Genomic DNA, 20,226 nt, shown 5'->3' on the forward strand with positions numbered 1-20,226 from the left:
TTATCGGATGTAATGTCCGTCATGTCAGCTTTTCATAAATTTACGTTTATAGCTTTTATTACGGCCATATCGCTTTCGGCGGGTGAGTCTTATGCTGCGGGTGCGCCTAAAAAAGAGGACGCCGAGGCTGGTGATCCTTATGTGCGTCTGGCGCCGGTGGCCATACCGGTTTTTGAAAATCAGGCGGTGGTGAACTATATCTTTCTGACGGTGCGGCTGAACCTCACCGCCAAGGCTGATGTCAACAAGTTGCGCGAGAAAGAACCTTATTTCCGTAACCAGCTTATGCAGGCGGCCTATAAGACCTCTTTTGCACTGCCAGATAAAAGCGATACTCTGGATGAGGCGCGCTTCAAAAAGGTCATGATCGGCGAATTCAGTCAGGTGTCGGGCGCAGGTATGATCCAGAGCATTGAAATTTTAGATCAAAATCCGAAACGCCGCCGCCGCTAGAGCGCTAAAAGCCGATTCTTGTGATCGGTTTTTTATGGTCCTGTGATAGCCTCAATCATGGTTGCGTCGCACAATATTCATCTGAGTGATCAGGTGTCATATCACTTAAATGGCATAATTAATCCCTTGATCTTGCATGTATTGTTAAGTTTTGGCACACTTTGAAAGGTGTTGGGGGCGTTTCACGTTATCTGAACACTATCAAATGCCAATAAAGGCAAGCGAATCCCGATCCGTTTGCCGCTCATAATTAAAACAAGTGCAATACAGGGGTTATCAATGACAACAGAGTTGGTAAGCGTGGCTGGGCCGGATATAGGTGCCACCATTGGTCTGGTGCTGGCAACAGGTGTTGTGGCGTTGCTGTTCGGTGTGGTGCAGACCTTTGGGCTAATGAAAGCCGATCAGGGATCGCCCGCGATGAGGGCGATCGCCGCCGCCATTCAGGAAGGGGCCGAGGCCTATCTCAAGCGTCAATATACGACCATTGCCTTAGTCGGCGTGGTCATTTTTGTTTTGGCGTGGGTGTTTTTAAGCAATCTGGCGGCGATCGGATTTCTGGTCGGTGCGGTTCTGTCTGGTGCGGCAGGCTTTGCCGGTATGCTGATATCGGTGCGCGCCAATGTCCGCACCGCTCAGGCCGCGTCGCAAAGCCTGCAAAAGGGTCTCGATCTGGCCTTCAGTGCCGGGGCTATTACGGGACTGTTCGTGGCGGGCGGTGCCCTTTTGGCGGTGACTGGATACTATGCTGTGCTGACCGTCGGTATCGGTCTTGACGGCACCAGCCGGGACGTCATCGATGCTCTGGTCGCCCTTGGATTTGGCGCTTCGCTGATTTCGATCTTTGCGCGGCTGGGCGGTGGCATCTTCACCAAAGGCGCTGATGTCGGGGGGGATATGGTCGGTAAGGTTGAGGCGGGCATCCCCGAAGATGACCCCCGTAACCCGGCGACTATTGCCGATAATGTCGGCGATAATGTCGGCGACTGCGCAGGCATGGCGGCGGATCTGTTTGAAACCTATGCCGTGACCGTGGTGGCAACGATGGTGCTGGCGGCTATATTCTTTGCCGGCACACCGTGGGTTGATCGCATGATGGTACTTCCGCTGGTGATCTGCGGGGCCTGTATCCTGACCTCAATTGCGGGCACGTTTTTCGTCAAGCTGGGCAAGGATAATCACATTATGAATGCCCTCTATAAGGGCTTGATTGTGACCGGCGTGCTATCGGTGGCGGCACTGGCTGCGGTTGTGCATTATTTTATCGGCTTTGATACGCCTATTAATTATGCCGGTGCGCCTCAGGCTTTTACCGGCACGACGCTGTTTTATTGTGGGCTTGTCGGGCTTGCGGTTACGGCGGGCTTCATTGTGGTGACGGAATATTATACCGGCACCGGTAAGCGGCCTGTGGTTTCCATTGCTCAGGCTTCGGTCACCGGGCACGGCACCAATGTTATTCAAGGGCTGGCGGTATCGATGGAATCAACCGCGATACCGGCGCTCATCATTGTCTTCGGGATTATCAGTTGTTACCTGCTGGCCGGATTATTCGGTATTGCCATTGCCACGACCACGATGCTGGCCTTGGCGGGCATGATCGTCGCGCTTGATGCGTTCGGCCCAGTGACTGATAATGCGGGCGGGATTGCGGAGATGGCGGGCCTCGATAAAGACGTGCGCCATACCACCGATGCTCTGGATGCGGTCGGCAACACCACTAAGGCTGTTACCAAGGGCTATGCGATTGGTTCGGCCGGGTTGGGGGCGCTGGTTCTGTTTGCGGCCTATACGTCCGATCTGCAATATTTCAGCGCCAATGCGGCGCCGGGATCCTTCTTTGAGGGCTTAGGCGAACTGACATTCTCTCTATCCAGTCCCTGGGTCGTGATTGGGTTGCTGATTGGTGGGCTTTTGCCGTACCTGTTTGCGGGCATGGGCATGACGGCAGTCGGTCGTGCGGCGCAAAGTGTGGTTGAAGAAGTGCGTCGTCAGTTCCGGGAAAATCCGGGCATCATGCAGGGCACGGTCAAGCCTGACTATGGTCGGGCTGTGGATATGCTGACCAAGGCGGCAATCCGTGAAATGGTCGTGCCGTCATTGTTGCCGGTATTGTCGCCAATTGTGCTGTTTTTCGTGGTCTACCAAATCGGTGGGGCGGTCCCGGCCTTTGAGGCATTAGGGGCCATGCTGCTCGGTGTCATCGTTACGGGTCTATTCGTGGCCATTTCGATGACGTCAGGCGGCGGTGCCTGGGACAATGCCAAGAAATCGTTCGAGGACGGCTTTGTCGATAAGGACGGCGTCAAGCATCTTAAAGGCTCCGAGGCTCATAAGGCCTCGGTGACCGGGGATACGGTCGGCGACCCCTATAAGGATACATCCGGCCCGGCCATTAACCCGATGATCAAGATCACCAATATCGTGGCCTTGCTCATGCTGGCGGTTTTGGCGCACGCAGGTTAAACGAGAAAAGGCTCCGCTCAAGGCGGAGCCTTTTTACTTTGCTGATTCGATGGGACGTTCTTCGGGGGGGCGGTCTTCGGGAGCCTTATCGAAACGCCTGCGCGCGTTCAGGACTTCGTTGCGCGTATTGATAGCCCAAGCCCATAACGTATTCACGGGCTGGATCAGCGACAGGCCTAATGGCGTAAGTTCATAATCGGCAAAGCCATGGCGGTGACTGTTGTGAACGACAAAGCCGTCGCGTTCCAGGGCGCGCAGCACTAATGACAGCATCCGCTGGGATATCCCCTCGACTTCGCGCTTAAGCTCGCTGAAGCGTTTGGGACGATCTTTGAGTGTCAGGATTATATAGAGGCTCCAGCGGTCGCCCAGTCTGTCAAGCAGGTCTCGCATTGCCACACAATCGTGGGTTTCCGGCATCTCACTCAATCGCGCCATTTATGCGGCCTCCTACTCGGTACGCAACAAACAAGGCGCACAGATATGAGCTTATACGTGGAGGCCGTAAAGCTGGATTGCTTGTAAGTTGTTTTTATTGCCTGTTCGCCCGAAGCAGACCCGTTTCAGGCGGAAACGCGACCTATTCGCGACGACGCTGACCGCCGGGGTTGGAATCTTCCTCGTTCGTAATGGTCTGACGACCGACGTTGCCAAGGATTTGTTCAAGCGCTGTCAGTTCGCGGCCACGGGTAGGGGTCTTGGCCTGATTGAAATCAACGGCGCGTCCATCAGCCAGGGTCAGGGTTTTTACGTCCTTGACGACCTGTGAGGATTTGTCGAATTCAATAACCGTTACTTTGCGGTTGGTCACTTCCGACTTTTTGTAGGTCATTTTGCGCGAGGTCTGGTCGATATAGTACCAGATTCCGGGTTCAAACGATGCCGTCAGAGATGGTGACCCCAGTTTGGTGCGCACGGAAGTTTGGGTGTCTTCGCCAACCTTGATGTCCTTGGAGGGATCAACATCTGACACCAGATAGCCCTGACGGGATATGGTAGGCGCGCAGGCCGTCAATGTGCCTGCCATAATTCCGGCAAGGGCAACAAAAGGAATGAGGCGTTTGAACGTAATCATGGATACCCGTGTTGAACCTGTTTGACCTTGTGGCGCTTAAAGTTTAGGTCTTTCGCCCACACAGGGGCTTTCACCTGTCCTTATATCGAAATCTTACGGCAAACCATACTCATGTTGCAAAAACTTTTGGCGATGTTCGCAAATTTCAAGCCACGGCCTGCCGTTGTCGTCGGTCAGAGTCTTTATGGGCAGTGTGTGTCGCAATCAAGGCAGGTGCCTTTTTATGTTGAGTACGGCGTTAAGGACGAAATCGGCGCCCGGTTTGAGTTATTGTGTCTGCATGTGATTCTGGCTTTGCAGGTACTGAAACGACCGGTGACTGATCCCCACCATGAACAGGCTAAAGAAACGGCTCAGTCGTTGTTTGACTCTCTGCTGCGCGGGCTTGACGATACCATGCGCGAGCAGGGCGTCGGGGACCTTAGCGTGGCTAAAAAAATGAAGGCTTTGGGCAAGGTTGTTTATGCCCGTATCAAAGGCTGGGATGATCTGCTGACGTCGGGTGCGTCTTTGGAGCAGATGACGGATTATATTTTACGGACAGTCTATGCGGACGATGAGGTGCCCGCGGGAGCAGTTCATACTGATAAAGCTAAAGATTTTGCCGAATATGTCGACAAGGCTTTAAAATCCCTGTCGTTATCAGACCTGTTGCATGGTAAAAGTGCGTGGCCGCCCTTAAACTAGGGCTAATAACGAACCTGTAAAACCCCTGGGTGTGATTCTAATAAGCCAGGTGCGTGGAGTATGAACATGGCAGATGCCCATCCCGAAAATGACGATCTTTTGTGGAGCCATCCGGTTGCCTTTGATAACGCTTTCAAAGGGTTGGACCTCAGTCTCGAAGCTGATGAGGCCCGGCGTGCCCGTGTGCAGGCGGCTTTTGGAATGATTGATCTGATCAGCCTTAAGGTCACTGTCCATACGCACGGTAAGCCATCTCATGATCACACTGAGACTGTACACATACGGGTCGAGTTATCCGGTGAAGTGACGCAGGAGTGTGGGGCGACGCTCGAGCCCTTTACTCATGAAATTTCCTCCAGGCTTGAGGTCGATTGCGTCAAGGCTGAAACCTATTCCAAGTCTGCGCAGGCAACCGGTGAACAGGAATTGTCTGCCAATGATCTGGATGAGCCTGATCTTATCGAAAATGGCCGTATCGATCTGGGGCTTTATATCATCGAGGCGCTGGGGGAAGCTTATGATCCGTTTGCCCGCAAGCCTGGTGCGATCTTTGAAGAGCCCGCTGCGGAGCCGGAACCTTCGCCCTTTGCGGCCTTATCGCGCCTGAAGTTCGATTAAGCGAATCTGATGAGTGAAGTTGCGCTTGCATAGTTTTGTATGCACGCTAGTTTGCACCGATTTTTGAACACGCATATACGTGTTCGCACCATACTGACGGGGTCTTTGGTCCTTTGACAAGCAAGTCTGACACAGTCGCGGCCACCTCAAACGGGAAATTGGTCATAGCCATTGACGCGATGGGGGGGGATCATGGCCCGCGTGTGACGGTTCCGGGGGCGGCGCAAGCCCTGAAACGCGAAGCTGGAACGCACAATCTCCACTTCCTGCTGCACGGCGATGAAGCGCAAATCCGACCTGAGCTGGAGCGCCACCCTGAGCTTAAGGCCATGGCCACCATCGTTCACACAGATCAATCCATTGCCATGGATGAAAAGCCCGCTCAGGCTATCCGCCGTAAGGGCACGAGCCTTTTCAACGCGATAACGTCGGTCAAGACCAAAGAGGCGCGCGCCATAGTCTCGGCCGGGAATACCGGTGCCCTGATGGCCATGTCGCGTATGATTCTGAAAATGATGGCTGAGGATCTGGAGCGTCCCGCCATTGCCTGCGGCTGGCCCAATACCGGTGGCATGGGCACGGTTTTGGATGTCGGCGCCAATGTAACGTCTGACGCGCACCAATTGATTGAGTTCGCCATTATGGGCGCAGCCTTCCACCGGGCGGTACGCGGCGTGCAAAACCCTAAAATCGGTATTCTCAATGTCGGCTCAGAAGATGTAAAAGGCCACGAAGAGGTGCGCGAAGCCCACCGCCTTTTGCGTGAAGGCGGTTTTGGTCTGAACTATTATGGCTTTGTTGAAGGCGATGACCTGTTTAGCGGTAAAGTCGATGTGGTCGTGACCGATGGTTTTACCGGCAATATTGCTCTTAAAACCGCCGAAGGGGCCGCCCGTTTTATCAAAAGCCTATTGCGCGATGCGTTTAAATCATCGCCCTTTGCCATGTTTGGGGCGTTGTTGGCATCATCCGCGCTTAAGGTCATGGCCACGCGCGTCGATCCGGGCGCATCCAACGGCGGGCCGCTGCTGGGCCTGAAAGGGATCGTGATCAAAAGCCATGGCGGAGCAGAAGCCTGGGCGTTTTCAAATGCGGTGAGTGTGGCCATATCGCTGGCGGCGTCATCCTATGAGGATGATATCAGGACGGCTTTGGCTCATCTGTCTGAAGCCATGCCATCAGGAGATGCCGACAAAGCGGTGGCATCCGGCAAACATAAGGTCGTCGCGCCGGAAGCCGGTCTGGCGGTTGAAGGGACAAAAGTTTCGTGAATATGCGTATTTTGAGAACGGCCGTCACCGGCGTTGGCGGCTATCTGCCGGAACATATCCTCACTAATGATGATTTCACCCGCATGGTCGATACGTCCGATGCGTGGATACGTGAGCGTACCGGCATTGCTCAGCGCCATAAGGCTGCCGACAATCAGGTTACCAGCGATCTGGCCGTCGAAGCGGCTAAGGTCGCGTTGGAGGCGGCGGGGAAGTCTGCGGATCAGATTGATCTGATCATCGTTGCGACCACGACTCCCGACATGACCTTTCCGTCAACGGCATCGGTGGTTCAGCGCAAACTGGGTGTACCTGCGGGGGCGGCGTTTGATGTGCAGGCCGTGTGCTCCGGATTTGTCTATGCCTTAAGCGTTGCTGACGGTTTTGTGGCGCGTGGGCTTTCCAAATGTGCGCTGGTTATTGGTGCCGAAGTCATGAGCCGTATTATTGACTATACTGACCGCGGCACCTGTATTCTGTTCGGGGATGGGGCTGGCGCGGTGATCCTTGAGCCGGTCGAAGGCGAGGGGACGCCGCAGGATCGCGGAATTTTGGGCTTCGATTTGCAATGCGACGGTACGAAAACGGATTTGTTATATGTCGATGGTGGCTTATTCGATTCTGATTTCCGGGCGGGCAAGATCCGTATGCAGGGCAATCAGGTCTTTAAGCATGCGGTCCATAAAATCTCTCAGGCCGTAGAATCTGCGGTTCAAAAATCGAACATCTCCATAGCCGATATTGACTGGTTCATCCCCCATCAGGCCAATCAGCGCATCCTCAAGGGCGTGGCTGACCGGCTTGGCCTTGATGAGCATAAGGTGATTTCGACAGTGGCGACCCATGCCAATACCTCAGCCGCGTCTATTCCTCTGGCGTGGTGGGAAGGGGTGCGTGACGGTCGCGTGAAGCCCGGTGATCTGGTGCTGATCGAGGCCTTGGGCGGTGGATTGACGTGGGCGGCCGCCGCGATCCGGCTCTGAGGCCGGTAAAATCGTGTATCTCTCATGTTTTTGATCATCCGTCCTTTATAAGTCTTTGACGGCATGCGGAATTTGCGTAATGTAGAGGCTTGGGCCCTTATGGTTACCGATTGACATTCTGGTATCGTTCTCTGCTCACCTCTGGCGGGATTAAAACGCATGAAAAATCAAACTCTGACACGCGCAGAACTTTTTGAAGACGTACATAACGAACTTGGCCTTCCGCGTCAGGAATGTGCTTCGATCGTTGAGCGCACACTCGATCTGGTGATTGAGTCTCTTGAAAAGGGCGAAACCGTTAAATTGTCCGGCTTTGGCGTGTTTCAGGTTCGCGACAAAAACGCGCGCGTTGGGCGTAACCCAAAGACTGGCAAATCGGCACCTATCGATCCGCGCCGGGTGATCAGCTTTCGGGCATCGCAAATCATGAAAGCGCGTGTGGACGCCGGGGCTGCGAAAGCCCTGTCGGGGAAATAAGCCACAGTGTCGACGACTAAAGGCCCTCACGCATTTCGCACCATTTCTGAGACGGCTGACGCCCTTGGGGTTCAGCAGCATGTTCTGCGGTTTTGGGAGACGAAGTTCACCTTTGTGCGCCCAACTAAGCGTGCGGGTGGCCGTCGGTTCTATCGACCTCAGGATATAGTGCTGCTTCAAGGCATTAAGGCGCTGCTGCATGATCGGGGCTACACCATTCGCGGGGTGCAAAAGCTCTATAAGGATCAAGGACAAAAAGCGATTCTGGCCGCGGCTGGTGACGATTTCGCGGATTATCCGGTGGATCACTCTGAATCTGAGTTAAGTGCGATTTCGTCGGTAGCCTCAGCCGGAGACGTAGTACATGCAGAAGGCCTGCTGACCGAGGCGTCGCGCGCTGAACTAAGCCGGGTTTTGGCGGGCCTTGAGGCGGCGAAGGCGGGGCTTGGCGCTGTGCTGGGGAAATAATTCCGCACCCACAGAAATTGTTATTAAAGGGATTGCGGTATCGGGTTTGTCTCTCTATAAGCCGCAGTCTTCGGAGCGTGGCGCAGCCTGGTAGCGCACTTGACTGGGGGTCAAGGGGTCGCAGGTTCGAATCCTGTCGCTCCGACCATTTTAAAAGGCCGCTCTATCAAGAGCGGCCTTTTACTGTTTCCGGGTAATATTATCGTGGCCGATAGGGTTTTTCGGCTTCACCGTCTTTAGCCGGGATAACCCACTGCGTTTTACGTTTGGGGTTGGCTTCGCTAGTCGGTGTCGTATCCGGGGCTGGTGCTGTATAAAGCACGGAGTAGGGCTGTGGCGCTGCAGGCAGGGCAACCACTTCAGGGCTATTGGACGCCTCAGCCGTAGCTTTCTGAGCTTGCTGTGGCGCGGGCTCCAAGGCGGTGACGGACATCACCATGATTTGCGGCCCGGCGGCTTCGGTAGGTGCCGTCCCAGATGCCAGTGAGGCTTCGGCGATATAGGGGCGCGGACCTGACGGCGTTTGCGTTATAAAGGCCATCTTGGCTTCAAACTCAGGCGTCAGAGAGACAATCTTATTGGCGGTCAGGCTGCTGGAGCAGATGCGCGTCGTGATGTCTTCGGGACGTTCAAACGCGACGTCACTTTCCGATTGCAGATGGTAGTACGGATCCTGCTTACATACCGTTTTGCTGGTGGAGACTCGGGCCGCATCCAATGCCAGAATGCGGAAAAAACTATACTGATCGACATTATCAGACGCTAAAGCCAGGATCGCGATATCAGGCACATAGTTGATGCGGGCCGTATCAAAGCCATCAAAAGTATCGAGTTCATCAACGATCTTCAGCGCAGCCTTATACTGGCGCTGACTGATCAAGGTACGCGCTTTTTTGACCAGAACATCGTCGTAGGTGATCGAAGGGTTATTATGCAACCGGTATTCAGGCGACGCCAGAAATTGACGAGCATCGGCTGCGGTCTGAGCCAGCGCGTGCGTTGATGCCCATAGACTTAAAGCCGCACACACACCAATGCCGGTTATAACCGGTAACTTCATATTGCCCTCCTGAAAAACACCCCATAGCTGCCGCTAAACACATGGCTATTTCGTGCGTTGCGATAGTTAACGCAGGGTGTTCGGGTTTGTTAACCCTTTTTTCAGGTAGCGATACCCGGTTTACGGGTTTGTGATGCGTAAATGTCCCTAAATCGGCTAAAATTGATCATCAGACAGAGCCATCAGGGCTTCTGAACCGCTCTTCAGTTTCAATAGATGCGAATCGGCTTCCGGCAAGACGCGCTCAAGGAAGACGCGCCCAACCTTAAGTTTGGCGTCATAATAGGGATCATCAGAGCCTGCATCGATCTCAGTTTGGGCCGCCTCAGCCATCATGGCCCACATGTAATTCAGGCAGGTCAGACCGAACAGGCACAGATAATCCATAGAGGCCGCCGCGGCATTATCAGGATTGGTCATGCCGTTTTGCATCAGCCACATGGTGGCATCCTGGAGCTTGGCCTTGGTGGCTTTCAGGGCCGCGACAAATTCAGGCGTCTTACTGGTTTTTGGGCCGGTTTCATGTTCGGCAACATAGGCGTCGATTTCAGCAAAGAAGCTCATGATAGAGCGACCACCTTTGGACGGCAGCTTGCGTCCGACCAGATCAAGCGCCTGAATACCGTTTGTGCCTTCGTAGATGAGGGTGATGCGGACATCGCGCATATATTGCGATGCCGGGAAGTGCTCGGTAAAGCCGGATCCGCCATGCACCTGCATGGAATCTTGCGTAACCTTCAGGCCTTTTTCGGTCAGATAGCCCTTAACCACGGGTGTGAGGAGTGCCATATAGTCGCTGGCTTTTTCACGGGTTTTTTCATCCTCGGCCGCATGGGCGAGATCGGCTTGCAGCGCTACCCAGGCGATGAAGGCGCGGCCAGATTCAAGAATGCTGCGGCTCTCCAGCAGCATCCGGCGCACATCGGGGTGCACCAATATGCTGTCGGCAGGTTTATCCGGTGACTTTGGCCCGGTGAGAGCGCGGCCTTGCAGACGATCCTTGGCAAATTCAGCGGCGGCGACGTAAGATGCATGACCGATCGCCAGCCCTTGCAGGCCCACGCCTAAGCGGGCATTGTTCATCATGTAAAACATGATTTTCAGACCCTCATGCAGGTTGCCGAGCAGCCAACCGGTCGCCTCTTCATAGACCATCACGCAGGTCGAATTGCCGTGAATGCCCATCTTATGTTCAAGACCGGCGCAGTGCAGGCTGTTGCGCTCACCCGGATTGCCGTCCGCATCGGGGATAAACTTGGGCACCAGAAACAGCGAGATGCCCTTGACGCCTTCGGGAGCACCTTCGGCGCGGGCCAGCACCAGATGGCAGATATTACCCGTGAAATCATGTTCACCGGCGCTGATCCAGATTTTCTGGCCGATGATGGCGTAGGTGCCGTCGCCCTTGTCCTTGGCCTTGGTGCGCAAAAGGCCCAGATCGGTCCCGCAATGGGGTTCAGTCAGGTTCATGGTGCCGGACCATTCCCCGGAGATCAGCTTGGGCAGGTAAAGGGCTTTCTGTGCGTCCGTGCCGCCGGCGGTGAGGGCGGCAATCGCGCCTTCGGTCAGGCCGGGATACATGGCAAAGGCCGAACTGGCGCCGGTTAGAAACTCAGAAAAAGCCATGTTGACGAAGTGCGGCAACCCCTGACCACCGTATTCTGGCGACCCGGAAAGCGATGTCCAACCCGCTTCGATCAGGGCCTGATAAGCCTCTTTATAACCATCGGGGGCTGTGACGCTATGGTCGGCATTGAGGACGCAGCCTTGTTTATCGCCGGGGGCGTTGAGCGGCGCGACCACATCCTGCGCGAACTTAGCCGCTTCATCCAGTATTTGCATGACGGTATCGAGACTGGCGTCCCCAAATCCAGCCAGATTAGTAAGGCCATCTATCTTGAAAACCTTATCGAACAGAAACTGATAGTCGCGTACGGGTGCCGTGTAAGCCATGATCATCTGCCTGTAGATAGCGCGGTCCTTAATGTCGGCCGCGGGGTTATTTATTTTCGAGTTTTTTCAATTCGTCTTCCATCCACGCGCAACCGTTTTGCATATCGTGAATGGCACCTTCCAGATCCTCACGCTGACGCTTGAGTGTTTCAATCTGAACGCGGTACTTGGCTAAGGTCGCCTTTATTTGCTGAGCGCCGCGGTCTTTGGGCGTGTAGAGATCCAGAATTTCATGAATTTCCACAAGAGAAAAGCCCAGCCTCTTGCCACGCAGGATGAGCTGAAGGCGCGCCCGGTCGCGGGCGGAATAGATGCGAGTCTGTCCCTTGCGCTCAGGCGATATCAGGCCCTTATCCTCATAAAATCTAAGGGCGCGGGCGGTGACGTCGAATTCCTTCGACAACTGGCGAATGGAATAGGTGCGTGGTTTTTCACCATTATCAAGCGTATGCAGCGTTTCCATCGATCTTTTGTTTACATTGACGTTAACGTCAAGATGTATGCCCATTTTTGGGAGCCGTCAAGATGATCTCAAAGCTTTGTTGACGCGTGGTCAGTAGGGGGTAAACGGGATTACGTCATTAGTATTTGACGCCTGTGTGTGGGCGGCTTAAAGCCAAGACCCGTTTTTGTTTCAAGACCCGTTTTTGTTTATGGAATATACTAAGATTATGTCCCAACCGTTATCGATCCTCGCACACGCGGGCCGTGCATGGCCCTTTGAACAGGCCAGGGCGACCCTGATGCGTGTTCTTAAGATGTGTCTGATGGATGCCGGGGATCAGAAACGGGCGCTGGAACTCATTCAGGCGGGCAAAACCGATGAAGCGCTCAAAACCTTTGAGGGCTTGGGTCGTGCGGTCATATTTGAAACCGGCTATGGGCCGTCGGGGTTGCCGCATATCGGCACCTTTGGCGAAGTGGCGCGCACGACCATGGTGCGTCAGGCCTTTGAGGCCCTGACCGATGGCGCATGGCGCACGCGGCTGATTGCGTTTTCGGACGACATGGACGGCTTGCGTAAGGTGCCGGACGGTATCCCGAATTCTGAGATTTTGCGCGAAGACCTCAATAAGCCCTTGACCGTGGTGCGCGATCCGTTCGGCACGCACCCGAGCTTTGGGGCGCATAATAATGCCCGTTTGCGCGCTTTCCTTGACGGCTTCGGTTTTGAGTACGAATTCATGTCCTCAACCGAGTGCTACAAAGGTGGGATGTTCGACGAAAAGCTGCTGCTGGCGCTGGAACGGTTTGACCGGATTCAGGCGGTCATGCTGCCGACGCTCGGGCCGGATCGCCGGGCGACCTATAGCTGCTTTCTGCCTGTGTCGCCTAAGACCGGAAACGTGCTTCAGGTGCCGACATTAGAGCGCAATGTGACTAAGGGCACGATTGTGTTTGAAGAAGATGGTGAGCGTTTTGAAATCCCGGTTACCGGCGGTCATGTCAAGATGCAATGGAAGCCTGATTGGGCGATGCGATGGGCGGCCCTTGGGGTTGACTACGAAATGGCCGGTAAGGACCTGATCGATTCGGTTAAGGTCTCCTCCCAGATATGCAAGGTCCTGGACGGTGTGCCGCCCGAAGGGTTCAATTACGAGCTGTTTCTCGATGAAGCCGGTCAGAAGATTTCGAAGTCCAAAGGCAACGGTCTGACTATGGAAGACTGGCTGCGCTATGGCGCGCCGGAATCCTTGGCCTATTACATGTTCCAGTCGCCCAAGTCGGCCAAGAAGCTTTATTTTGACGTCATACCGCGCGCGACGGATGAGTATCTGCAACAGCTCGAGGCTTACCCGAAGCAGGAAGCTGAAAAGCAGATTGAAAACCCGGTCTGGTACGTTCACCGTCGCGCGGTGCCGCAAAAGGCTATGCCGATCACCTTTGGACTGATGCTTAATTTGGTGTCGGCCGCCAATGCGTCAGACAAAGAGACACTGTGGGGTTTCCTGCGCGCCTATATCCCAGGGGCTACGCCGGAGACTGAGCCGCTGCTTGATCGTCTGGCCGGCTATGCACTCAACTATTTTGAGGACTTCGTAAAGCCTGCTAAAACCTTCCGTTTGGCGGATGAAAAAGAGCTGGCGGCGCTTAAAGATTTGCGGGCGCGTTTTGTGGCTCTAGATCCAGAAACGCGCGATGCCGAGATCATTCAGGGGCTTGTCTTTGAGGTTGGAAAAGCGCACGAATTTGAGCCGTTACGGGCATGGTTTCAGGCGCTGTATGAAGTTCTGCTAGGGCAATCCCAGGGGCCGCGCTTTGGGTCGTTTGTCGCTATTTTCGGGTTAGAGCGCACCATCGCCTTGCTGGATCAGGGCATTAACGGCGAGTTGGTATAGAGGTAGTGTGTTTGCGTCGCGTCCGCAGGCTCCGGGTTAGGGCATATTTTTGCGCTACCGCTTTGCTATTTGAGCTCCCCCCTTACTGACTGGCCCAGACGATGCGGGCGATCCAGACGATTTGGGATCGCTCAATTGTCCGGTTGGGAAAGCTTGGGTTTAAGGAGCGGAGTTCCACGGACAGGCTGGTTTCCCGTACTAGTTCCTTGGCCATGACTTCGCCCTCAGTGGTTTTCACGACCACCCGGTCGCCGCGCCGCAAGGATGAACCGGCATGCGGATCGACCAGAATCCGGTCTCCATCGCGGTAAAGTGGCAGCATGGAATCGCCTGAGATTTCGAGCGCATAAAGGCCGGTATGGTCTTCGGGGAAGTTGATTTCGTCCCAGCCCTGACCCAAGGGGTAGCCCAGATCATCAAACAGGCCGTCGCTTCCGGCCTGCGCCATCCCAATGAGTGGGATACCCTGACCTTTGGAGCGCCCTTCGGCCAGCAGCGCAAATTCTGAAAACTTTATACCTGTGGCGCTCAGGAGTTTCGACAGGCTCTCGGTAGATGGCCAGCGCGGTCTCGGGGGTTGCTCGGTCGACAGGCGTTTGGATTTATTGAAGCTGGTGGGGTCAAGACCTGCCATACGCGCAAGGCCAGAGGGCGTCGTCATCATCCTTTCGGCGAGGGCGTCAATGGCCGCCCAGATATGTGCGTGTGACAATGACATCGGTAACCTCAATATGCCGATTTTAGTTTTGAGGTTAGGAATGTCAACCTAAATATGGGAATTTTGTCTCTTAATCGCGATTTTGATGCGAATGGCGGACAAAGTTCCTATCAGTAAGGCCGTAAGCACACCGTACCCCGAAGCGGCCCTGACGGTGTAATAAGCCCATTGACTGGCCGCGGAATTGGCTGGTGGCGATGGGTTGGCGTAGGCGATATGCAGGGTCACGATGATGGCCTGGCAAAAGCAGGCCCAGACGGGCCAGGGGTGCGCAGATTTCCAGGACAACATTATAAAGGCTATCAGACATATAACGTCCAGTGTGATGAGCGTGTAACTTAATCCCGCAGGAAAAAACTGCTGTGTGACCAGAACCAGACCGCAAGCCGGAAGATATATGGCGCCTCCGGTTCGCTCTTTGTTCGAGCCAAACCCAATCGCCAGACAGCATACCGCCAAGATGATAATCGTTCCTAAACGTGCTGAAAAAGTTTCAGGCATCGTGTCCCCCTTCACGAATGGCTAAGTTCATCCTGATTCTGGGCATAAGCGCCATATTCAGGTGTGATTTACCCCTTTAATAAAAAATGACTTTGCAGAGTGGCGATAGGCATCTCTTTATTGTCCTGCCAGGCAATGACGTCGACATTGGCTATCGTGCGGCCAACCCGGTTCAGTCGCGCACGGGCAAATGTATCCGTAGCCTTGCCACTGCGCAGATACTGCACGGTGACATTGATGGGCTTAGGCATGTGCGTGAAATTTTCACTGAACGCCAGTTGCGCCATGGCCGTCATTTCCATGAAGGCACCAATTACACCGCCGTGCAGGGCTGGCAAAACAGGGTTGCCAATAAGCCGATCTTCATAGGGCAGTTTTAGCGTCAGCTCGTTTCCGGCCAGTTCCATCTTAACGCCTAAAAATCGGGCGAAAGGTATCTGCTCCAGTATGTTTTCAGGCAGATCGCGATGGCTCATGATCTCTGCCCTTTAGGGGAGTTAGACGTGATGACAAAGGCAGCCTGAGCGGCGGCTACCGGATCATCTATGGTCTCATCATAGGCAAAGGCGCGCACGAACCCCATGGTGCGCGTCAGTTTGTAGCATTTCGCGGTTACGATCATATCTTTACCCGGTTTGGCTGCACGCATGTAGTCGATGCGCAGATCCAGCGTGGCTATGGGTTTAAATTCATTGAGACTGTCCCAGACGGCCATGCCGCAGCCATGATCCAGCATGGCCGTTAAGGCGCCACCGGCCAGAACGCCCGATTCGGGGTCGCCGATGAGATCAGCACGATAGGGCAGGCCCATACTGACCCCGTCTGACGATTTACCCGCATAATAGGCCCCCAAAGCGCGCATATAGGGCGTGCTGTCCACTATGCTGGCGAACATATCTGAAAAAGATGAGGGTTGATCTTCCTGTGGGGGCATGAGCTGACCTGGAATGAGCCAATAGGCGTTTATATGAATTCTGAGCGATGTTGACGTTAAGGTCAAACATAAGCGCGCTTGATTTGATAAAAAGACTTGCCAAACCCAATCTGGCGGCTGTTAAAGGCCGATCGTGTCATATGTATCCATGAAGGTAAAAAGGGTATGTCTCAGGAACTGGAAAGCATCGCCGCCGATCAATCGGCCTTAGTCCTGTTTTCCGGCGGTCAGGACTCAACAGCCTGTCTGGCGTGGGCCTTGACGCATTTTGCCCGCGTTGAGACCGTTGGCTTCGATTACGGGCAGCGTCATGATATCGAAATGACCACGCGGCTGAATGTTCTTAATAAAATCCGTGATGTTTTTCCGGCGGCCAGTCGTTTGGGTGAAGACCATGTGGTTGATCTTAAGGGCTTTGGGGCCGTGGCCGAATCGTCGCTGACGCGGGTACAGGAAATCAAAATGTCAGCGCGCGGACTGCCCAATTCCTTCGTACCGGGGCGTAATCTGGTGTTCTTTGTTTATGCTGCGGCGGTGGCGGACCGACGCGGGATTGACCATCTGGTCGGGGGTATGTGTGAGACGGATTTCTCCGGTTATCCTGACTGCCGCAAAAATACGCTGGAGGCGATGGAAAACGTGCTCAATCTGGGTATTGAACGGCCCTACCGCATCGATACGCCGCTGATGTATCTCACCAAGGCGCAGACCTGGGCCATGACGCACGATCTGGGCGGTGATGTGCTTGTCGATCTGGTGCTGGAAGAAACCCATACCTGCTATCTGGGGGAGCGTGGTGAGCGCCACGCCTGGGGCTATGGCTGCGGCACCTGTCCGGCGTGCGAACTGCGAGCGACGGGCTTTGAGCAATGGCGATCCGGCCATGTATAGCTTCAAGGAAATATTCCTGACGCTACAGGGCGAGGGCGGTCAGGCCGGGCGGGTGGCGGTGTTTGCGCGCTTTGCCGGCTGCAACCTGTGGAGCGGTCGTGAAGAGGATCGCCACAAAGCGCTGTGTAATTTTTGCGATACAGATTTCATAGGGACTGGCGGCGAGGGCGGCGGTAAATTTACGACCGCGGCTGATGTCGTCGAGGCGCTGGACCGGTTTTGGGGGGATTTGCCACGGTCGGAGAAGTCCGTGGTGTTTACGGGCGGAGAGCCACTGCTGCAACTGGATGCGGCCTTAGTTTCCGCAGTCAAAGCCGCGGGATATTTTATTGCGGTGGAATCTAACGGTACGATCGTCGCACCCAACGGCATCGACTGGTTGTGCATAAGTCCTAAGGCGCAAAATGCCCTGAAACAAATGTCAGGGCAGGAACTGAAACTGGTTTACCCGCAGGCGGGCGTCGATCCGGAAGATTTTTCGGGGTTAGATTTTGAGCGCTTTTACCTGCAACCCAAAGATAATTTGGGGGCCGACAAGGCTGAGCAAATGGCTAATACGCAGGCTGTGATCGCCTATTGCCTGAAGCATCCTAAGTGGCGGCTTAGCCTTCAAACCCATAAAATGACGGGTATCCGATAACCTTTAAGGGCGATTGAGTTGCAAATCTGCCGTTGGGGCGGCACAGCCCTGCATGACCTTACCCTTATAGGTGACCTGAGCGGTCAAGGGGTAGGCGCGGTCGCTCATGCCGTCCGAGCAAGTTGCTGCGGTCAAGGTCATCGTCAGTTCATCATGGCGCAGTTCAGCCGTATCCGCCATGACTGTGAAGGGGGCGGCGGATAGAGTGATTTCGGCTTCATCCGGACGTTTGAAAACAATACCCGAAGGGGAGGCCGTGACGCTCCAAAACGGTTCGGTGCCCAGAAGGGTCAAGGGCTGGTCAAGGTCGACGCCATTTAGGCTGTGGGCCGGTAGCGCGCTGACCTTAGCGGGCGCTGATGCCGGTTCAGAATTGTCTTCCGCAGGCGCGGTGTCGGTACTGGCGGGTGAGCAGGCGGTCAAACATATGAGAGCGATGGCTAAGTAACCCATATGTCGCATGGCCTAATCCTCGTCTTTGTCTTTTTTCTTTTTGTCTTTTTTCTCGTCGTCGCCATCCGGGATAACGGCTCCTACGACCGCGCCGGTGGTTTTGACGGCAGCGCCCGTAACCCCTACCGCCGTGCCGACGACGGCACCGGTTACCGCAACGGCGACACAGCCCTGAAGCAACAGGGCTGTGCCAACTAAGAGAATGAAACCCGCAGGTTTCAGGACTGGTTTAATCCCAAGTTCTATCATTGAGCGTCCATCAAAAGGATTTCCGCATCCTCCAGCGCCTCAATCGTCAGGACAGCTTCATCCTTGATTGCAGCGCCGTCACGCGGGCCAAGTTCGAGTCCATTTAACTTAACACGTCCTTGCGCCAATACCAGATAGATATGTCGACCAGCTTCGGTCGCGTAGGTTTCGGTTTGACCTTTGAGCAGGGTGGCCCCCAGCAAGCGGGCCGGGGTTTGAATTTTCAACGTATCGGTATCGGTTTCAAAACCAGACGCCAGGGTTACGAACTTACCCGACCGGTCGCCTTTGGGGAACGGCTTGGCACCCCAGCGCGGGGCAATGCCGCGCTTATCCGGCATAACCCAGATCTGGAAAATCTCAGTGGTTTCCGGCTCCAGATTGTACTCCGCATGACGAATACCCGTGCCGGCCGACATTACTTGCACATCGCCAGCTTCGGTGCGGCCGGTGTTGCCGAGGTTGTCCTGATGGGTGATGGCGCCCTTGCGGACATAGGTGATGATTTCCATATCACTATGGGGATGAGGCGGGAAACCTGATTTGGAATCAATGACATCATCATTCCAGACACGGATTGACCCCCAACCCATATTGTTCGGATCATGATAGCTTGCGAATGAAAAGTGATGGCGCGTATCGAGCCAGCCGTGGTTTTCATGGAAGAGTTTTTCAAAGGGGCGATGCTGTATCATGGTAATCTCCTTAAGGGCTTTGGAGCCCTTCATCGATTGAAGTTGTCACCAATATAGCGATATCGTTCGTCCCTAAAAGCCATGGGATTGCGCATGCTGTGTTGCAAAATATGCAACTCTATTTTTATATGGTCGCTCTTTCTGATCCATCAAATGATTTCATTGATGGGAAAATGCTCTATCCCAACTTGAATACACTGCCGCCGGTTTGCCCGCGGTGCCGCAACCAGGCGTCCAGCAGCGTGCAGGCCATCATGGCTTCGGCCACCGGCACGGCACGGATGCCGACGCAGGGGTCGTGGCGGCCCTTGGTGCGGATATCGACCTCATGCCCGTCTATATCGATCGATTTGCGTTCGGTCAGGATCGAAGAGGTCGGCTTAAGCGCGATACGGGCAATGATTGTCTGGCCCGAAGATATGCCGCCCAGTATGCCGCCCGCATTGTTGGACAGAAACTCCGGCTGCCCGTCATGGATGCGCATCTCATCAGCATTGTCTTCGCCCGAAAGCGTGGCGGCGTTAAAGCCTTCGCCAATCTCAACGCCCTTAACGGCGTTGATTGACATCAGATTGGCCGCCAGATCGGAATCGAGTTTGCCGTAAATAGGTGCGCCCCAACCCGCAGGTACGCCTTCGGCCTGAACCTCTACGACCGCGCCAATACTGGAGCCCGCTTTGCGAATGTCATCGAGGTAATCCTCGAACGCTTTGACCGTTGAAGCATCGGGCGAAAAGAACGGGTTCTGATCAACCTGAGCCCAGTCCCACTGGTCGCGGTTGATCTTATGAACGCCTAACTGCACCAGAGCGGCGCGGATTTTTATGTCCGAAAATTGCGTTTGCAAGACCTTAAGGGCAACCGCACCAGCGGCCACGCGGGCGGCGGTTTCACGAGCTGAGGACCGGCCGCCGCCGCGGTAGTCGCGGATGCCGTATTTGGCGAAATAGGTATAATCAGCGTGTCCCGGCCGGAACTGCTTAGCGATGTCGCCATAGTCTTTTGAGCGCTGATCGGTGTTTTCGATCATGATCGAAATCGGGGTGCCTGTGGTCTTGCCCTCGAAAACGCCGGACAGAATTTTGGCTTCGTCGGCTTCACGGCGCTGGGTCACAAAGCGCGATCCGCCGGGTTTGCGCCGATCCAGCGCCCATTGCAGGTCAGCTTCGGTGAGTGAGACGCCGGGAGGGCAGCCGTCGATGACACAGCCCAAGGCCGGGCCATGGCTTTCGCCCCAGGTAGTGACACGGTAAAGGTGGCCAAAGCTATTGTGCGACATGGTATCTGGTGTTCAC

The 20,226-nt window shown here is 54.8% G+C and carries 24 protein-coding genes and 1 tRNA gene; 12 read left to right on the forward strand and 13 right to left on the reverse strand.

The window, feature by feature from the left end; all coding sequences use genetic code 11:
* The first annotated feature begins 21 nt into the window (after positions 1-21).
* Entirely contained in the window at positions 22-453 is a 432-nt protein-coding gene (locus tag OVA03_RS02430) for a hypothetical protein (RefSeq protein ID WP_267526623.1), read from the forward strand.
* 279 nt (positions 454-732) lie between these two features.
* Positions 733-2,919: a sodium-translocating pyrophosphatase gene (locus OVA03_RS02435; RefSeq protein WP_267526624.1), complete on the forward strand. Its 2,187-nt coding sequence runs from the start codon at positions 733-735 to the stop codon at positions 2,917-2,919.
* A gap of 33 nt (positions 2,920-2,952) precedes the next feature.
* Here OVA03_RS02435 and OVA03_RS02440 read toward each other — a convergent pair whose 3' ends face one another.
* Positions 2,953-3,357, reverse strand: a complete 405-nt coding sequence (locus tag OVA03_RS02440) for a winged helix-turn-helix transcriptional regulator (protein WP_267526625.1) — start codon at positions 3,355-3,357, stop codon at positions 2,953-2,955.
* 142 nt (positions 3,358-3,499) lie between these two features.
* On the reverse strand, positions 3,500-3,994 hold the full coding sequence (locus OVA03_RS02445; protein ID WP_267526626.1) for an outer membrane protein assembly factor BamE: 495 nt from the start codon (positions 3,992-3,994) through the stop codon (positions 3,500-3,502).
* 195 nt (positions 3,995-4,189) lie between these two features.
* Between OVA03_RS02445 and OVA03_RS02450 the strand changes: the two genes are divergently transcribed.
* The 7 genes from OVA03_RS02450 to OVA03_RS02480 all read left to right on the forward strand — a co-directional run bounded on the left by OVA03_RS02450 (position 4,190) and on the right by OVA03_RS02480 (position 8,646).
* Positions 4,190-4,681, forward strand: a complete 492-nt coding sequence (locus OVA03_RS02450) for a ubiquinol-cytochrome C chaperone family protein (protein WP_267526627.1) — start codon at positions 4,190-4,192, stop codon at positions 4,679-4,681.
* Positions 4,682-4,741: 60 nt separating this feature from the next.
* Entirely contained in the window at positions 4,742-5,299 is a 558-nt protein-coding gene (locus tag OVA03_RS02455) for a YceD family protein (protein ID WP_267526628.1), read from the forward strand.
* A 179-nt stretch (positions 5,300-5,478) separates the two neighbouring features.
* Positions 5,479-6,570, forward strand: coding sequence for a phosphate acyltransferase PlsX (gene plsX, locus OVA03_RS02460; RefSeq protein ID WP_420710516.1), 1,092 nt, complete (start codon positions 5,479-5,481; stop codon positions 6,568-6,570).
* Between the two features lie 2 nt (positions 6,571-6,572).
* Positions 6,573-7,553 carry a beta-ketoacyl-ACP synthase III gene (locus OVA03_RS02465; protein ID WP_267527765.1) on the forward strand — a complete coding sequence of 327 codons (981 nt, stop codon included), beginning with the start codon at positions 6,573-6,575 and terminating at the stop codon, positions 7,551-7,553.
* 159 nt (positions 7,554-7,712) lie between these two features.
* Positions 7,713-8,030: an integration host factor subunit alpha gene (locus OVA03_RS02470; protein ID WP_189487943.1), complete on the forward strand. Its 318-nt coding sequence runs from the start codon at positions 7,713-7,715 to the stop codon at positions 8,028-8,030.
* Positions 8,031-8,036: 6 nt separating this feature from the next.
* Positions 8,037-8,498: a MerR family transcriptional regulator gene (locus tag OVA03_RS02475; RefSeq protein ID WP_267526629.1), complete on the forward strand. Its 462-nt coding sequence runs from the start codon at positions 8,037-8,039 to the stop codon at positions 8,496-8,498.
* 71 nt (positions 8,499-8,569) lie between these two features.
* A tRNA-Pro gene (locus tag OVA03_RS02480) sits at positions 8,570-8,646 on the forward strand.
* 51 nt (positions 8,647-8,697) lie between these two features.
* Here the strand turns inward: OVA03_RS02480 and OVA03_RS02485 are convergent.
* The 3 genes from OVA03_RS02485 to OVA03_RS02495 form a co-directional block, all read right to left on the reverse strand.
* Positions 8,698-9,558: a hypothetical protein gene (locus OVA03_RS02485; protein ID WP_267526630.1), complete on the reverse strand. Its 861-nt coding sequence runs from the start codon at positions 9,556-9,558 to the stop codon at positions 8,698-8,700.
* 156 nt (positions 9,559-9,714) lie between these two features.
* A complete protein-coding gene (locus OVA03_RS02490; RefSeq protein WP_267526631.1) occupies positions 9,715-11,511 on the reverse strand; it encodes an acyl-CoA dehydrogenase C-terminal domain-containing protein in 1,797 nt (598 codons plus the stop codon).
* A gap of 46 nt (positions 11,512-11,557) precedes the next feature.
* Entirely contained in the window at positions 11,558-12,019 is a 462-nt protein-coding gene (locus OVA03_RS02495) for a MerR family DNA-binding transcriptional regulator (RefSeq protein ID WP_324291022.1), read from the reverse strand.
* 163 nt (positions 12,020-12,182) lie between these two features.
* On the opposite strand from OVA03_RS02495, the gene OVA03_RS02500 reads away from it, so the two are divergent.
* On the forward strand, positions 12,183-13,850 hold the full coding sequence (locus OVA03_RS02500; protein WP_267526632.1) for a lysine--tRNA ligase: 1,668 nt from the start codon (positions 12,183-12,185) through the stop codon (positions 13,848-13,850).
* Between the two features lie 82 nt (positions 13,851-13,932).
* On the opposite strand, the gene OVA03_RS02505 is transcribed toward OVA03_RS02500, so the two are convergent.
* The 4 genes from OVA03_RS02505 to OVA03_RS02520 form a co-directional block, all read right to left on the reverse strand.
* Positions 13,933-14,568, reverse strand: a complete 636-nt coding sequence (locus OVA03_RS02505; RefSeq protein WP_267526633.1) for a S24 family peptidase — start codon at positions 14,566-14,568, stop codon at positions 13,933-13,935.
* Between the two features lie 48 nt (positions 14,569-14,616).
* Positions 14,617-15,069 carry a hypothetical protein gene (locus tag OVA03_RS02510; RefSeq protein WP_267526634.1) on the reverse strand — a complete coding sequence of 151 codons (453 nt, stop codon included), beginning with the start codon at positions 15,067-15,069 and terminating at the stop codon, positions 14,617-14,619.
* A 68-nt stretch (positions 15,070-15,137) separates the two neighbouring features.
* Positions 15,138-15,545 (reverse strand): PaaI family thioesterase, encoded by a 408-nt coding sequence (locus tag OVA03_RS02515; RefSeq protein WP_267526635.1) that lies wholly within the window; start codon positions 15,543-15,545, stop codon positions 15,138-15,140.
* Complete coding sequence (locus OVA03_RS02520) at positions 15,542-16,003, reverse strand: PaaI family thioesterase (RefSeq protein ID WP_267526636.1); 462 nt, start codon at positions 16,001-16,003, stop codon at positions 15,542-15,544. The genes OVA03_RS02515 and OVA03_RS02520 overlap by 4 nt, the downstream gene beginning before the upstream one ends.
* Before the next feature lie 165 nt (positions 16,004-16,168).
* Between OVA03_RS02520 and queC the strand changes: the two genes are divergently transcribed.
* On the forward strand, positions 16,169-16,894 hold the full coding sequence (queC, locus tag OVA03_RS02525; protein ID WP_267526637.1) for a 7-cyano-7-deazaguanine synthase QueC: 726 nt from the start codon (positions 16,169-16,171) through the stop codon (positions 16,892-16,894).
* Positions 16,887-17,534 carry a 7-carboxy-7-deazaguanine synthase gene (queE, locus tag OVA03_RS02530; protein WP_267527767.1) on the forward strand — a complete coding sequence of 216 codons (648 nt, stop codon included), beginning with the start codon at positions 16,887-16,889 and terminating at the stop codon, positions 17,532-17,534. The genes queC and queE overlap by 8 nt, the downstream gene beginning before the upstream one ends.
* Positions 17,535-17,537: 3 nt before the next feature.
* On the opposite strand, the gene OVA03_RS02535 is transcribed toward queE, so the two are convergent.
* The 4 genes from OVA03_RS02535 to aroC all read right to left on the reverse strand — a co-directional run bounded on the left by OVA03_RS02535 (position 17,538) and on the right by aroC (position 20,210).
* Positions 17,538-17,996, reverse strand: a complete 459-nt coding sequence (locus OVA03_RS02535; protein ID WP_267526638.1) for a COG3650 family protein — start codon at positions 17,994-17,996, stop codon at positions 17,538-17,540.
* A gap of 3 nt (positions 17,997-17,999) precedes the next feature.
* Positions 18,000-18,236: an NF038104 family lipoprotein gene (locus OVA03_RS02540; RefSeq protein WP_267526639.1), complete on the reverse strand. Its 237-nt coding sequence runs from the start codon at positions 18,234-18,236 to the stop codon at positions 18,000-18,002.
* A complete protein-coding gene (locus OVA03_RS02545) occupies positions 18,233-18,931 on the reverse strand; it encodes a pirin family protein (RefSeq protein WP_267526640.1) in 699 nt (232 codons plus the stop codon). The genes OVA03_RS02540 and OVA03_RS02545 overlap by 4 nt, the downstream gene beginning before the upstream one ends.
* 178 nt (positions 18,932-19,109) lie before the next feature.
* Entirely contained in the window at positions 19,110-20,210 is a 1,101-nt protein-coding gene (gene aroC / locus OVA03_RS02550) for a chorismate synthase (protein ID WP_267526641.1), read from the reverse strand.
* Positions 20,211-20,226 lie beyond the last annotated feature (16 nt).

Source organism: Asticcacaulis sp. SL142 (assembly GCF_026625745.1).
Lineage (GTDB): Bacteria > Pseudomonadota > Alphaproteobacteria > Caulobacterales > Caulobacteraceae > Asticcacaulis.